10 protein-coding genes and 3 pseudogenes are annotated in these 14,695 nt (G+C 67.6%); 3 read left to right on the top strand and 10 right to left on the bottom strand.

Features of this window, described 5'->3' with window-relative positions; translation table 11 throughout:
• The first annotated feature begins 652 nt into the window (after positions 1 to 652).
• Both ACFYPN_RS17595 and ACFYPN_RS17590 read left to right on the top strand, forming a co-directional pair.
• Positions 653 to 1,000, top strand: a complete 348-nt coding sequence (locus ACFYPN_RS17595; RefSeq protein WP_389299138.1) for a transcriptional regulator — start codon at positions 653 to 655, stop codon at positions 998 to 1,000.
• The gene (locus ACFYPN_RS17590; RefSeq protein ID WP_358761381.1) at positions 997 to 1,668 is read left to right on the top strand and encodes a nucleotidyl transferase AbiEii/AbiGii toxin family protein; all 672 of its coding nucleotides are present in this window, start codon (positions 997 to 999) and stop codon (positions 1,666 to 1,668) included. The genes ACFYPN_RS17595 and ACFYPN_RS17590 overlap by 4 nt, the downstream gene beginning before the upstream one ends.
• 285 nt (positions 1,669 to 1,953) lie before the next feature.
• Here the strand turns inward: ACFYPN_RS17590 and ACFYPN_RS17585 are convergent.
• A pseudogene (locus ACFYPN_RS17585) lies at positions 1,954 to 2,369 on the bottom strand (site-specific integrase); the annotation flags it as partial.
• Positions 2,370 to 2,430: 61 nt separating this feature from the next.
• A pseudogene (locus ACFYPN_RS17580) lies at positions 2,431 to 2,565 on the bottom strand (transposase); the annotation flags it as partial.
• Between the two features lie 76 nt (positions 2,566 to 2,641).
• Between ACFYPN_RS17580 and ACFYPN_RS17575 the strand changes: the two are divergent.
• A pseudogene (locus ACFYPN_RS17575) lies at positions 2,642 to 2,950 on the top strand (nucleotidyl transferase AbiEii/AbiGii toxin family protein); the annotation flags it as partial.
• 128 nt (positions 2,951 to 3,078) lie between these two features.
• Here the strand turns inward: ACFYPN_RS17575 and ACFYPN_RS17570 are convergent.
• From ACFYPN_RS17570 to ACFYPN_RS17535, 8 genes are all read right to left on the bottom strand, one after another.
• Positions 3,079 to 3,930, bottom strand: a complete 852-nt coding sequence (locus ACFYPN_RS17570) for an immunity 49 family protein (RefSeq protein WP_389299135.1) — start codon at positions 3,928 to 3,930, stop codon at positions 3,079 to 3,081.
• Between the two features lie 11 nt (positions 3,931 to 3,941).
• A complete protein-coding gene (locus ACFYPN_RS17565) occupies positions 3,942 to 6,773 on the bottom strand; it encodes a hypothetical protein (protein WP_389299133.1) in 2,832 nt (943 codons plus the stop codon).
• Positions 6,770 to 7,210, bottom strand: coding sequence for a DUF6507 family protein (locus tag ACFYPN_RS17560; protein WP_389299132.1), 441 nt, complete (start codon positions 7,208 to 7,210; stop codon positions 6,770 to 6,772). Before ACFYPN_RS17560 ends, ACFYPN_RS17565 begins: the two co-directional genes overlap by 4 nt.
• A 28-nt stretch (positions 7,211 to 7,238) precedes the next feature.
• The gene (locus ACFYPN_RS17555) at positions 7,239 to 7,550 is read right to left on the bottom strand and encodes a pore-forming ESAT-6 family protein (RefSeq protein WP_389299130.1); all 312 of its coding nucleotides are present in this window, start codon (positions 7,548 to 7,550) and stop codon (positions 7,239 to 7,241) included.
• Between the two features lie 43 nt (positions 7,551 to 7,593).
• Positions 7,594 to 7,926, bottom strand: a complete 333-nt coding sequence (locus ACFYPN_RS17550; RefSeq protein ID WP_389299128.1) for a hypothetical protein — start codon at positions 7,924 to 7,926, stop codon at positions 7,594 to 7,596.
• A gap of 122 nt (positions 7,927 to 8,048) precedes the next feature.
• Positions 8,049 to 9,470 carry a DUF6177 family protein gene (locus ACFYPN_RS17545; protein WP_389299125.1) on the bottom strand — a complete coding sequence of 474 codons (1,422 nt, stop codon included), beginning with the start codon at positions 9,468 to 9,470 and terminating at the stop codon, positions 8,049 to 8,051.
• A gap of 35 nt (positions 9,471 to 9,505) precedes the next feature.
• On the bottom strand, positions 9,506 to 13,480 hold the full coding sequence (gene eccCa, locus ACFYPN_RS17540; RefSeq protein ID WP_389299122.1) for a type VII secretion protein EccCa: 3,975 nt from the start codon (positions 13,478 to 13,480) through the stop codon (positions 9,506 to 9,508).
• Between the two features lie 22 nt (positions 13,481 to 13,502).
• Entirely contained in the window at positions 13,503 to 14,693 is a 1,191-nt protein-coding gene (locus tag ACFYPN_RS17535; protein ID WP_389299119.1) for a CpaE family protein, read from the bottom strand.
• Positions 14,694 to 14,695: the final 2 nt, after the last annotated feature.

The raw sequence follows: 14,695 nt of genomic DNA, 5'->3' as shown, positions 1-14,695 counted from the left end.
ATCGGACTCTCATGGTCCCGATCAGTCGATGCCCTCAGCGCCGTACGGTCGGCAACCCCACTAACTCTGGTCCCCGCACGTCAGGAGCAACGAGCTTCTTAAGAGTGGCCACCGCGCGGGAAGCTGCGGCAAGGCCGCACCGCGCGAGCCACCCGTGAGGCTGAGAGAGAGGTTCGAAGCCTCACTCATCTGAGCAGGCGCCTCTCTGGCTCCATGTCCTGCCGCATTCGACCTGCCTTATGTGCTGGTCAAGAGGGTCACCGTGCTCCGTCGCCCGCAAAGAGCGACCGGCGCTACAAGGTTCCCCCGCATAGGCACGCTCTCCGGCCTCTGGTGTACCTACGCAAGCACGAGACTGTTGCGCTGTCGCCACCCGTGCCCCATCCGTGCCCAGCGGAGCGGACAACAGCGGTCATGTGCGGCGCCCGGAAGCCACTAAAACCGAGCACATCTCGACCAAACATGCAGGTCAGAGCCAATATGGTCGTTCGAGAGCCACTGATTCCCAAGCTCAGAGCGCGAGTTCGATTCTCGTCACCCGCTCCACACGTTCCATCTGGAGGTCCCAGGCCGACGGCCCGGGACTTCTTTGTATGCGGCACCTTGTCACCGTCCGGTCGGCTTCTGTGGCCTCTCCCTGGATAATCGACGTATGGCATCACAGCCCAGCCTTTCCGATCTCCGCCGTGCCAAGTTCGCCCGGCGCATGCCCGCAGCGCTGCCCGAGCTCGCCGGCCCCGAGCACGGCACGGTGAGCCTGCCGCTTCACCTTGCGTGGTCGGGACTGACCACGTTCGACCTCGACCAGCCCCGTCTACGGATGAGCTATTACCGCATCGTCCTGGCCGAGGGCCAGCACGACGACTTGGTCCGGTACCTCAATCGCAGCCTCCTCATCAGGCTGTGGCCCACCCTGCGCACGCTGATCAGCCGTGACGTCCGTGAAGTCTGGGAACGCTCCTTCGACGAGCTGGCTCACAGCACCCAGGCCGCTGCGTGAACCTCACCGTCCTGCACCGTCGCCTGCTTGCAGACGTGCTCGCCGTAGGCGGTGCATACCCTCTGGCGCTTACCGGCGGCTACGCGGTCCAGGCGCACGGCCTGGTCGACCGGCTCAGCCAGGACCTCGACGTCGCGACCGAAAATCCCCAGCGCATGGAGGACATCGCGACCGCCGTACGCATCGGCTTGGAGCAGCGCGGGTGGCAGGTCAGTGCTCTGGAAACAGACCCGCTGTCCGCGCGCCTGATCGTCACCGACCCTGTCAGCCGTGAAGAGTGCGAGGTCGACATCCTCAAGGAAGCACTCTGGCGGCCACCCGTACACACAGAGCACGGCTTGGTGCTCTCCCTCGAAGACGTCGTCGGCACCAAGGTCCGCGCACTGGCCGACCGCGGACTCGCCAGGGACCTGATCGACGTACAGGCCGCCACGAACCGCTGGAGCCACGTCGAACTCGAAGAGCTCGGACGGCGTCACGCCCGCGACTCCTTCGACCTGAGCGAGCTTCAAGCGCGACTGGGTGGAGCCGACTGGATCGACGACACGGAATTCGCCGCCTACGGACTCGATGAACAAGCAATCATGGGGCTGCGCCAGTGGGCACAGGCATGGGCCACCGACATCGGCGAACGACTCCAGGAGCTGGAGACTCCGTACGAAGACTGAGGGCCGCATGGAGACCGGACAGGCTCAGCAAGATGCACGTCTGGCTACTCACCCCCCAGCGACCGTGCCCCATCCGTGCCCTTCAGAGCGGACAACAGCGGTCACGTGCGGTATCCATAGACCACATCGGCCTCGCACGCCCGGCCGAACATGCAGGTCAGAACCACTTTCACTGCCCAAGCACCGCTGATTCCCAAGCTCAGAGCGCGAGTTCGATTCTCGTCACCCGCTCCACGACTAAGGCCCAGTTCATCGACCCGGGCCTTGTTTGTTGTCTGGACCTGTCTACGCGTCGCGTGCTACATCCGTGCAGATGCCTGCGAGTCCGTCGCCGCACGCCGAGCCCGTATGAGCTTGGCCGAGGCCGACTGCCACCTCGCGCTGCCTGTCGGTGTCGGAGTGCTGGTAGATCAGCGCGGCCCGTTCGGTCGACCGCCCCGCACGGACCATCGTGTCCTTGAGCGTGGCCCCGGAACAGGTCGTGAGCGTGTGCCCGGTGTGTCGGAGGTCTAGAGAGGGAAGTTCTCCGGCTGGCCGACCTTGGCCCGCGCCTTGCGCCAATCTCGCCCGAAGGTCGAGCGCCGGAACGGCTTCCCCGTCTCCCCCACGAACAGCAGTCCGTCCGGACCCTTCCCCGCGTACCAGTTGAGATACCGCCGAAGGGCGTTCCGCAGAAAGGCCGGCAGTACGACGAGCCGCTTCAGGAATCACGCCGACACCACCCCCGCCGCCCGCCGTCCGGGTGCGGGTCCGGTCGTCTCGGACCCACTTGCGCAGGGTCTCCAGATGGATCCCCAGGCTGTGGGCGATGTCGGTCAGGGAACGGTCCGGTGAGGAACGCACGAGGTCGACCGCGTCCCGCTCGAACTCTTCGGGGTAGTTCTTCCGCTTTGCCACCTTGGATCGCTTCCCCTGGATGACGAATCATCCAGCGCCCAGGTGTCGGAACTTCGGGGGTCACTCCAGCTGCTGCGTGAACCTCACCGACCTGCACTGTCGCCTACTTACGGACGTGCTCGCCGTAGGCGTCGCATACCCTCTGGCACTTACCGGCGGTTACGCGGTGTAGGCGCACGGCCTGGTCGACCGGCTCAGCCAAGACCTCGACGTCGCGACCGAGAACCCCGATCGCATGGAGGACATCGCTGCTGCCGTGCGCGCCGGCCTGGAACCACACGGGTGGCAGGTCAGCGCTCTGGAAGCAGACCCGCTCTCAGCACGCCTGATCGTCACCGATCCTGTCAGCCACGAAGAGTGCGAGGTCGACATCGTCAAGCAAGCGGTTCGCAACACGAACACCAAAACCGCCGGGTCATGGCCAACGTGCAGCCGCTTCGGTTCGGGCACCACTCGACTTTACACAGACGGTGCCCTGAAGCCGTCTGAGTTGCCGCCGGCTGCGCGGTGCTCTCACGTGGGGAATTCGCCGCACCAGTTCCCGCCGAGGAGGGTGGCGGGCAGATACTCGGACTCGATCTCGATAGCAATGCCCTCGTTCTGGGCGAAGCAGGCAACAGCGAGCGGGGCGAGGGCGACGAGACCCGAGACCCTGGCCCCCCTGCCCTCGTCGGTCCAGTACTCCTTGTGCCACTCCAGGGCTGCGGCTAGGGCACGGCTGAAGCCGGCGTGGTCCCCACGAACGACGCGGTGGAACATCTCCATCGGCGGATACATCAGTTTGCCCGCCGCTTCCGGATGCGTAGCTGCTGCAGGGTCCGTGCCATCGATCGCGGCCACCAGCTTTGCGCCGAGGCCCTCGCTACCGAGCCAGTAGGTCTGCAGCGCGTCGACCCAGGCGTACTCGAACGCGTCGAACTGCGCATCGTTGTCGTGGAGAAGCGACAACGGCACCCGGCACAGAGCTGTGATCCTGTCCCGCTCCCGGCACACCACGGCCAGGTAGAAGGCGGTCAGCCAGCTACCCGGCGTCACGTAATGCTGGGGGCCGGTGGCCCGCAGCGTACGGTCCTTGTGCGCGATCCGGCACTGCACTTGACCCTCGGTCGCGGTCGCGGCGGCGAACATGGCCGAACCGACCTGCATGGCGTCCACCCAGGCGTCCCACGTGGGAAAACTCGATCCCCGCGGATCCGTCAGACAGCGCACCTTGGCCACCATGAGTGCGCTCTCCAAGGCTTCACCCAGCCCGGTGGAGTCCGACTCCAGGCCGCCGATCCACCCCTCCGCGCTCTCCTTGAGCACTGCGAGCGCCACTTCTGCGTTCTCCGTGGGGAAGGGATGGCGAGGGATGACGGAGACCAAGGCGTTTCTCCTTAGAAGAGCTTGAAGTATTTGAGTACGGCTCCAGCATACTGACCAGTGTTTTCGGAGGCCTGGACGAGCACGTAGCGCAGTGTCTTGTCTTTGATGGCGTCCTCTATCTCCTTTATGTACTTGGCTTCACCCGGTGATTCGAGGATGCGATCCTTCATATCGGCCACAACGGTTCGAACGTAATCGAGGCTTCCCTGCTTCACCATGAACGTGCCACCGCTGGGATGACCATTGCTTTGGCGCCAGTCCAAGGTCCCGTTGGGGCTCTTGGCCTCCACGATGATGAGGCTGCCGTCCTTGTCACGCCACAGCTGGTCGAACCTCCTCGAACCGTTCGCCGTCTCCGGCAGGTCGGTCAGTTCGTAAGCTCCTTCGAACTCAACTTGCCGGAGCATGTGCCGGCGGGCGGCCTCCTCGCCGAGGGCCTCTCCGAGCTTGCTGTTGTTCGCGGCACCCTCGCCGATCACGTTGAAGTTCTCTTGCGCACGGGCCAACTCGTAGGCGTTCTCGAAGCTCGGATTCCGCTCGAAGACCTTCTCCCACTTGGTCAGCTCCATGCCGGCCATACGCTTGGCCGCGACCGCGTCCAGGTGCTTGAGTTCGTTGTCGGGCACGACGGTGGACGGGCCACGGTCCAAGGTGTTGAGGTGGTACCCGCCGGGGTGCGCGTACGGAATCGAGGACGCAGCCATCCAACCGCCACCCGGCTTCTCGACCAGTCTCGGCAGGAGTTGGCCATCGACCATTCCCTCCGCGCTGTTCCGGTAACCGGGTCCCCACTTGTCGTAGTGCTCGGCACGCCAAATGGGGTCCTCGTTGGCCAGCCGGACGTGTTCACGGGTGATCGCCGCACTTTCGGCGGGCGTCCGGTCCGTGACCGGGACCTCACGGGCGGCCTCGTACTCCGCATGGTGGGCCGCACGGGTTGCCTCGTCAAGTGAGGCTGTGGGCGGGGCGCCATGGGGGACGGATCCCCCCGAAGCACCGAGGCCGTCCAGGTGACCGCCGCCCGTGCCGTCCGGGTGGGCGCCGCCCGTAGTCGGCCCCTCGGGGTGAGAACCGCCCGAGCCGGAGCCGTCCGGGTGTGAGCCGCCCGTGGACTGTACGTCGGGTCGGCCGACCGGGGAAAGATTGCCGGGGCGGGACCCACTGGGGGTGCTGTCGAGGTCGTTGCGCGGCATGCCCTCCGGGGCGTGGCCGCCGGGAGGGTGATCGCCCACGCGGCCCGTGGGGCTGTTGTCGGGGCCGTGGGCACCACCATGGGCACCGTTGTCCCCAGCACGCACCGGTTCGGACATGTCGCTGCCGACGCGGACGACGTCGTCGCCGCCCCGGGCGCCGACTCCTGCCAAAACCGGCGCTTCTTGGCGGACCGGGACCTCCGTCCGGGGGGCGTTCGCGTCCGTGTCCAGCTTCGGGGATGGCTCCGGCCTGGCCTCGTCGGCCTTCTGGTAGAGGCTGCCGTCCTCCTTGTAGAGGTTGCCCGCCTCGTCGGCGTACTTGGCCGGTCCGTCGAAGGGCCACTTCACTGTTCCCGGCGGCAACGTGGTGGTGCCGTCAGGCAGCTTGATCGTGTCGTCGGAGACCCTGATGGCCCCCTCGGGTATCGGGATGTCCTTGGGTAGCTGAATCGTTCCGTCAGGCAGCTCCAAGGCGCCCTCGGGCAGGCTGAACGCGCCCTCGTCGATCCGGGGAATTTCGATCTTCCCCATGCCCTTCAGACCGGCCATCACATCGCCGATCTTCGAGACACCGGCCCCGACACCCTTAAACACGTACGTCATCGGATCTATCGCACGACCCGCCTTGCCGGCCAAGGAAATCGCCTTGGCCGCGAGCCCCGCCTTGCCCGCACCCGCCGCAGCGCCACCTGTACCACCGGTGAACACCGTCGTCAACACGTTGAACGTCACCGCACCCGCCGCGCGGGAAGGGTTCGAACTCCACTGATCCCACGCGAGAAGAGCCTTGCCGGTCTCCTTCATGGCCGTGCGCGAATCACGGAGCCACGACGGCAGGTCCTTGTCGTCCGCCGTCCAGAACACTGCCGCCGCCGGCGTCGCGGTGATCACGAGGCCCGTCGCCAACTTCGCCAGACCCGTCCACGCCTGCCCCGCCGCGTCCCAGCCGTCGAAACCGACCAGCGTTCCAAGACCCTTGATCGTGCCCCACACGCCGTCGACAATCAGGCCCTTGCCGAAGTCATAGGCGTGCTCCCACACCTGCCACGCGGGTACCGACTCCTCCACCGCGTCACCCCACGGCAGGGACTTCGCGTGCTTGAGAGCCTCGGCGTCATAGCCGTACATGCCCTCGCCGTTGGAGCCGTCGTTCACCTTCAGCGGTATGCCACAGACTAAAGCCACAATCTTGTCGTGCGCGTGCCGCTCCGCCGCCTGGAACTGCGTCCACACCTCAGCGATCTCGTTCCGACGATCAAGGTTCTCCTCAATGAGATCCCCGTCCTCGATCCAGTCGTGGTCGTGCGAGACCCTCGACTTGAACGACGTCGCTTCCGCCTTCAACTCCTCCAACTTCTGCACCAGAGGACGGATCTCCTGCGCATAGGTGCCCAGAGCCCCCGCTATCGTGCACATGTCGCCGCTGAACGACGAAGTGATGTCCACGACCGGCTTCGTCACCGCGAACAACTGCTCCGCCTCGGGTGCCTGGTAATACGCCGACATCCCACCGAAGGTCGTATGGATCGAGGAGCCGGCGTTCGCCAAGGCTCCGCCGTCCGCCGAAAGCGCCCTGACCTTCTCGTCCAGCACCGACAACTGACCTGTGAATACGGGCACGTTGGCGGGATCTACCGGGGCATTGCTCACTTGGCCCCTCCTGGGGTGTCCCTCAGCAGGTCCAGGCGCACGTTCTTCGCCGCGTCCTGAGCTTCCTTGGCCGCTTCCAGGTCACCCTGGACGTACTCGTTCGTCGCCTTCGCTGCACCCAGGACCGCGGCCTGGATGCGGTCCACCATCGCCTTGAGGTCCGTCTGACGCTTTTCCAGATACTGACTGAGCGCGGCACCCACCGGTCCCGTGCTGCCCCGGTGCGACAAGGGCACCTGCCCCACCGCCACCGGACCCTGCGCAGCGGCCGAGGGCACCTTGGCCGCCGAGCCCGGAATCGCCGTACCCGCCGCGTAAGCGGCCTCCGACATGTCCGACATCAGCTTGCTCAGTGCCGTCTCCAGATCAGCCGCCCGCTCACCGGTGAGCTTGAGTTGGCCCTGCACACCCTGCGGCTTGATGTCCCACGACGTCATGACTCCCCCGAAGCTCCAGCAACCCCACTCAGCCGATGTTGTCGACCGCGGCCTTGGCCCGCGCCAGCGTCTGCTGGGCCGTCGCGTCGTTCTTCTCCAGCGTCGTCTTGAGCAGCCGGATGATGTTCTTCACCTCTTGCGAGGCGTTCCTCCAACGCAGTTCCTTGGCGTGGTAGTCGTCCGCCACTCCGTCCGCCGCGAAGTCCGACATCGCGGCGCTCACCTGTGCCTCACGCGCCGCGATCACCTGCTCCAACTGGCCAATGACCACTTGGAGGTTGCCCTGCGCCTCGGTGGACGCTCCCGTGTCGTAGGACCGACGGTCCGTGTCACCGGCCATCACACATCACACTCCCCGTGTGGTTGAGAGACCCTGAAGAGGGTCAGCGGCCGGAGAACCGCGCCGCGTCGAAGTTGCCCGCGCCCATCTGTGTGCGCGCGTTGTCGCCGTGCTCCTGGTCACCCGTGCCGAACGCCCGCTCCATGCCGGACTGACCGCCGAGAATGGCCGAAAGTGAAGCGTTCAGCTCCTTCGTGATCCCGTCCGACCTCAGCTTGAACGAATCGAACGCAACCTTGCCCTGACCGTTGAACTTGCCCTCAAGGGGCTGCGCAGCGTTGATCAACTGCTGAATCAGCGTTCCCAGGTCGGTACTCGAGTTCCGCGAACCCGACATCAGGCTCGTCAGAACCTGGGTTCCCATGTCGAACTTCATTCCACTCCCCCACACACTCGAATGTTCGTAAGTATGTTCACGCTCATCAACTCACATCGTCGGGAGTATCAGCAACCGAGCCGAGTGCGCTGTGGCGAAGACCTGACATTCGCTCAGCCACGTCACTCGCCACCCTTCAGGTGTCGCACCAACCGTTCAAAGTCGCTCCACCCCGAGAGGTCCGAAGGATTCCCCGGAAACGGGTAATACAGCGCTGGTCGGGCCTTCGGTCCCAGCGCTGCCGGAGGCATCGGAAGCGGCGTGCGTCGTGCGCGATCGCCCGGCATCGCCCGGACCTCCTCCGACCCTAGGACGAATGCCAGCGGCACACCGGGGCCCTCGAACCGGGCCGGCACCGCCAGGTCACGGCGTGCTTTGCGGAGCTGTACGAGCATGGAGCGCAGGGGGTGGCGGGTGGTGAGCGCCTCCGCGAGCCGCGGCAGCACGTCCAGCGGTGGCTCCTCGTGGGCGCCGTAGCCGAGCGCGAGCGTGACGTCCTCCTCCACACCTGCCTTCGTACGGGTCACCCGGATGCCGGCGACGCCCGGCCTCTCCGGGCTGCCGATGACCACGAACCAACTCGGCTTGGGCGACCGGCCGTGGGCGACGTCGGTCAAGCGTGCGGGGGACCACGGCAGATTGGCGGGCTCTGCGGTCGACCAACCGGCCGGAGCCTCGCCGGTGAGCTCACGCCAGACCGTCTCCAGGGCACCGCCGAGCACCAGCCGGTCGTCGGCCGGGTGCACTGTCCGGAAGGAGACGGCCAGTTGGCGTTCACCGGTGTTCGCAAACTCCCGGAACGAGGCCGCGACTGGGGTGCGTGGATCGTCCTCGGTCGCGTTCGGTTGCGCGACCGGCGCGAACATTCCCTCCTGCCAGCGCAGCACGGCGCCCGAGCGGCCGTCGTAATAGCCGTCCCGTTCGTCCTGCACGACCCAGCGTGAGGGCCAGCCGGGTAGAGCGTCTCGCACGGCCGGGGTGAGGGTGCTGCCCGCTGGGCTGACGATCTGGAGGCCCCGCTCCGAGGCTGCGGCGGCGCGGAAGGCGTCCGCCAGCCAGGTCGTCATCGCGACTGCGGGCCGGTCCATGATGACAACGCCGACCTTGTCGGTCAGAACATCCACGGCGGGCTGCGCGGCGGCCGGTGCAGGAGCGACGCCTACGCCCTCGGAAGGGACCACGGCCACGGAGAGCGCGGCCTCCGGCGGCCAGACCGTGCCGCCGGTCAGCGCGGCGACCCGGGCCGCGAAGGTGCCCGCCAGCCTCTCGGCCTCCGCGACGCCGGTGGTGGCGCGGGCCTCGGTCCACCAGAACGGCACGGGGGGCTCCACGGCCCCGAACAGCCGCGCGGCCTCGCCGGGGACCTGTATGAGTATCGGCGCCTCAACGGCCACCAGCGGCCGGCCCTGCGAGTCGCAGAGCTGTACGACGGCGCCCTCGCCCGTGGTGTCCACCAGTTTGTCGGGTCCACCGGAGAGCAGTCCCGCGAGCACGCTCCAGGCGTCGGGCATCCGCGGTGTGAGGGCTATGACGTCTTTGGTCATGGGGTCGTACGGTCCTTAGTCGTCCGGCGGTTTCGTCACCCGGGGGTGTACACGGTCTGGATCAGGCGGTGGGTCTGGCCCCGTCGGACGAGCACGCCGCGTCCCGTGGGTTGCTGTGAGGCGTACACACCGGGGAAGAGTTGGCCTTCGCTGCGGTCGCCCGTCATCACCACGGCCGAGGCCCCCGATTCCCGCAGCCCCTGCACCAGCGGCTCGTACATTCCGCGCGACGCGCCGGCGACGCGGCGGGTCAGCACGAAGTGCAGACCGATGTCCACCGCCGACGGGATGTACGGAAGGAAGGGGGCCAGCGGCGATTGCCCGGCGGTGGTGAGCACGTCGTAGTCGTCCACGAGGACCACGATCCGGGGCCCGCCGCCCCAACTGCCGGGTTCGAGGTCGTCCAGGAGGGCGCTGTCGCTGGGCATCCGCCGTTCCAGTTCGGTGGCGATGCCCGTGGCCAGCCCCGTGCACATCTTGGTGTTGTACGCGTAGCCCCCGTTGAACTCCTCGGGTACAGCTCCACGGAGGGAGCGGCGTGGGTCCATTATCGCGAAGACCAGCTCATCCTCGCCGTACCGCTCGATGAGTCCGGCCGCGATGGTCTTCAGCAGGTTCGTCTTGCCGCATTCGCTGTCGCCCATGATCAACAGGTGCTGGTCATGGGCGAAGAGGTCCAGCAGTACCGGAGCAAGTGCCTTCTGGTCGAGGCCGATCGGCACCTTGCGTGGTTCGGCCGCCGGTCCTGGCAGCAGGTGTGGCTCCAGAACGTGCGGCAGCACCCGTACGGGCTGGGCGGCCTCTCCGCTCCAAGTGGCGCGTACCTGAAGGGCCGTGCGCTCCAGTACGGCGCCCAGCTCCGCCTGGTCGGCAAGGCCGTCCGTGCGGGGCAGCGCGACCTGGGCGAACAGCTTGCCGTCGGTGAGGACGCGACCGGGCTCGTCGGGCGAGAGGGTCTCGGCGAGTTTGCGCTCGATACTGGACTCGCCGGGGTCGTTGAGGCGCAGCTCCACGCGGGTGCCGAAGTTCGACTGGGTGGCGATGCGGACGTCGTTCCAGCGGAGCATGCCCGCGACGACGTGTATGCCGTAGCCCCCGCCGCGCTTGAGTATGTCCACGACGGCGTCGTCGAGTGCCTCGAAGTCGTCGCGCAGTGCGCCGAAGCCGTCGATGACGAGGACGATCTCGGCGGATGCCAGCTGCGGCAACCGGCCCGCCGCGTGCAGGGAGCGCAACTGCTCGACGGAGTCGATGCCGTGGTCACGGAAGAGGTTCTCGCGGATGGCGAGCATGTTCCGTACCTCTTCGACGGTACGGGCCGCGCGCTCGCGGTCGGTGCGGCCGGCGATGCCGCCGACATGCGGCAGACCGGACAGGGCTTGGAGTCCGCCGCCCACCAGGTCGATGCCGTAGACGCCGACCTCACGCGGGGTGTGGGTCAGTGCGAGGGAGAGGACGAGTGTGCGCAGCAGGGTGGTCTTGCCGGACTGGGGTCCGCCGATGACGGCCGCATGGCCGCCCGCGACGGTCAGGTCGAGGTACCACTCGCCCTGCCACTGCTTCGTAGGGTCGTCGAGCAGGCCGAGCGGCACGGTGAGCCGGCCGCGTCGATTGGCGAACTGCAGTCCGCGTGGGCCTGCGTCCAGTGGGCCCGCGACCGTGTCCAGCGTGATCGAGGTGGGCAGCGGCGGCAGCCAGATTCGGCGTACGGGGGCGGCGGCGCGCTCCAGTTGTCCGATGACGACACCCATCTCGGTGGGGCCGGTCTCGCGGCGTCGGGCTGAGGGCTCCTGCGGCCCCTGGTTCTCCAGGTCGGCGAGGGAGTTGTACGCCTCGTACTCCAGGGCGAGAGATCCGGTGTCTTCGTCTTCCGCACCCTGTACGGAGCCCCGGTATGCACCGGATACGTAGCTCGCCTTGAACCGCTCGTAGTGGCTGGTGTCGACCTTGAGATAGCCGAAGCCGGGCAGCGGGGGGAGGTGGAAGGCGTCAGTGGTGTCCAGGACCGTGCGGGACTCGTCGGCGGAGAAGGTCCGAAGGCCCAGCCGATAGGAGAGATAGGTCTCCAGCCCCCTGAGCTTGCCTCCCTCGATTCGCTGGCTGGACAGCAGCAGGTGCACCCCGATGGAACGACCGATCCGGCCGATGGAGAGGAAGAGGTCGATGAAATCGGGCTTTGCGGTTAGCAGTTCGCCGAACTCGTCGATGACGACGAACAGGTGTGGAAGTGGTTCCAGGTCGGGCCGCAGGTCGGCCCGGAGTGCGGCGTAATCGCCGATGTCGGCGACGTTGCCCGCGTCTTTGAGAACCTGCTGGCGGCGCTTGACCTCGCCTGCGAGGGAGGCGTGGACGCGCTCGACGAGACCGGCCTGGTTCTCGAGGTTCGTGATGACACCGGCGACGTGCGGCAGGTCGGCGAACGGGGCGAAAGTCGCGCCGCCCTTGTAGTCGACGAGGACGAGCGCGAGGTCCTCCGGGGGATGCGTCGCGACCAGCGCGAGCACGAGAGTGCGCAGCAGTTCAGACTTGCCGGAGCCGGTGGCGCCGACGCACAGCCCGTGTGGGCCCATGCCCAACTCGGAGGATTCCTTGAGGTCGAGCAGGATCGGCTCACGGGAGTCGCTGACGCCGATGGGCACGCGCAGGAAGGCGCGCTCGCCTCGCGGCGCCCACAGCCGGTCGAGGTCGAGGCGTGCCACGTCGTCGATGCCGAGCAAGTCGGCGAAGTCGACGGGCCCGGACAGCGGGGCGTCGATCCGCGATTCGGCCGACATCCGCAGCGGTGCGAGCATCCGGGCCAGGCCCTCGGCAAAGGGGATACCGACCTCGTCCACGGTGCCCCGGGCGGTGATCGGCTCCACTTGGCGCAGGTCCTCGATGAGGATCTGGTCTCCCTCGACGGTGAGCCGTACGCCGACCTGACCGGGCTCCTGGACCCGCTGGTCGAGCAGGTGCACGACGGTGACGCCCATCTCGCGCAGGCTGACGGCCTCGTCCGGGAGCGGCAGCTCGACGGCGTCCTCACCGTGTCCGTCGGCAACGACGAGCAGCCGGGAAGTCATCGACAGGGCGTCCTTGCCGGCCAGGCCACGACGGACTTCGGCGGCGTAGGAAGCACGGCGGCGCAGTTCGGAGCCGAGCCGGCGGGCGAGCTGCGCCGTCGAAGGAGCGATCCGGCGGGCGGCGACAGGACCGTCGAGCTGCTCGGAATCGAGCAGGTGCGGCATCCACTTGGCCCATTCCCACTCGTCGAGCTGGTCGCCGGGCACCGCCAGCGCGATGGAGACGTCGTCGGGTGCGTGGGCGGCGGCGGTCTGCACCATCAGGGCGCGGGCGACGCGCAGGCAGTCGTCGCGGGAACCGATGACGCTGACGTTGCCGACCCGGTCGAGGGGCACGGTGAGAGGGAGTTCGGTGCCGATGCGGAACCGGGCGGTCAGGGCCGAGGCCTCGTTCAGCATGAAGAGGTCGGGCGGGGTGAGAACAGTGGATCCCTGGTCCGCGATCCGCAGGTCGCGTACGGGCATCTCGCCGGTCCCGACGCGCACTCGGAGGAAGTCGGCGTCGACGCGGCGGCGCTCCCACAGCCGGGCAGGGTCACGCACGATGTCGTAGAGCGCGTGGGGCGGCGGGTTGAGCACGTCGGCGCGCTCGCCCCGCTCGCGTTCCTCGGCGGCGAGTTCCTCTCGGAGGTCCTCCAGGTAGGCGAGGTACGCCTCACGCTGGGTCCGGCGGGTGCGTTGGGCCTTACCGCGCTGGGAGAAGACGAGTCCGACGGACCCGATGACGGTGACAACGAGGATGAGCGCGCCGAGGGAGGCGAACTGGCTGTTGCGGACGACTGTCATCATCACGACGGAGGACATGACACCGGCCACGGGCAGCAGTGACATCGCTATGTTGCCCGCCTTACCCTCGGGCAGATTGGGCGGTGCTTCTATGACACGTGCCTCGGATGCGGCGGGTGGGCTGACCGTCCGTGCCGGGCGGTGAATCAGTCGGGTGCTCATCTTCGTCGTCCGTCGTCGTCCGTCAGTGGCGCTTCTGGGAAAGCTGGAACGCGTCCGCCGCGATGCGGGTGACGGCCATTTTGGTCGCCTGGGCGAGCAGGTCGGTACGGATCGCGCCACCGTCCGCGAGGTGGCGGTCATAGGGAAGGACGTGAACGCTCGTCCCGATGGACCGGAGGGTGCGCACGGCCTCGCCGATGTTGATGCCCGAGTGGGGAGCCTGATCGGTGAGGACCACGACGGTGCCACTGATCACGTGCGGGGGCAGGCCTTGCATCCACTGGAGCACCGCGTGTGTGCTGGCGATCCCGTCGAGAGTCGCGGGGGTAGTCAGCACGCAGGCCTGGGATGCGGTCAGTGCGACGCGGGCCACTTCCGCGGGGAGCGTCTCGCAGTCGACGACTGTGACGCCGAAGTAGCGGCGCAGAGCGACCATGACGCGTTCGTAGGAGCGGAAGTCCAGCATGGCGCCGATCTGCCCCTGGCTGCCGGGCAGCAGCCAGGCGTTGTCACGCAGCTGGACGAGGTAGCCGGTGATGTCGAGCAGCGACATCTGCGGTTGGACGATGTTTGCGACGTCCCCGGTGGTCCAGCGCAGTGACTCGGCACCGAGGCGGAGGGGCAGCGAGCCGAGGGCGGGGTCGGCCTCGACGAAGAGGACGGGGTCCTGGCGGTAGTGGGCGTAGGTAGTGCCCAGCAGGGCCGCGACGGTGGACTTGCCCGCACCGCCGCGGATGGAGGTGACAGCGATCTGGCGGCCGGTGGTCACCGGCTGCTGCAGCGACTCGGCAATGCGGGAGACCTCGGCGACCTCGCGGGCCACGGACGAGGAAACGGTTCGCCAGATCGCGCGGGCGGCCCGGGTCGTGAAGGGTTCGCCATTGCGGGGCCTGCGGCTCGCTCCGGCAAGACTCGGATCGACCGCAGGGCGGGAATCGGGGGTACGGGTCGCGCCTGCGTGGGCCGGGCCGGGTGCCGGGGCGTGTTTCTGCAGCTGCCGGGCGGCGGGTTGGACCTGGGAGGCGGAATGCGGGATGGCGTGCGAAGTCGGGGCGGGCGAGGCGACAGCCAGCGCGGGATCTTGAGCCGGGCCGGATGGCACGGGTGGGGTAGCGCCCTGCCCTACCGGCCCGGGCCCGCCCCGAGAAACGGGCTGTCCGCCGCCCCCAAGGTCCCGCAGGACGTCACCCTGCCAGTTGTCTGCGTTTGACATGT

It is taken from the genome of Streptomyces sp. NPDC005576 (assembly GCF_042871745.1).
Classification (GTDB): domain Bacteria; phylum Actinomycetota; class Actinomycetes; order Streptomycetales; family Streptomycetaceae; genus Streptomyces.
The sequence above is the reverse complement of the archived record's forward strand: the minus strand, read 5'-3'. Positions and strand labels throughout refer to the sequence as shown.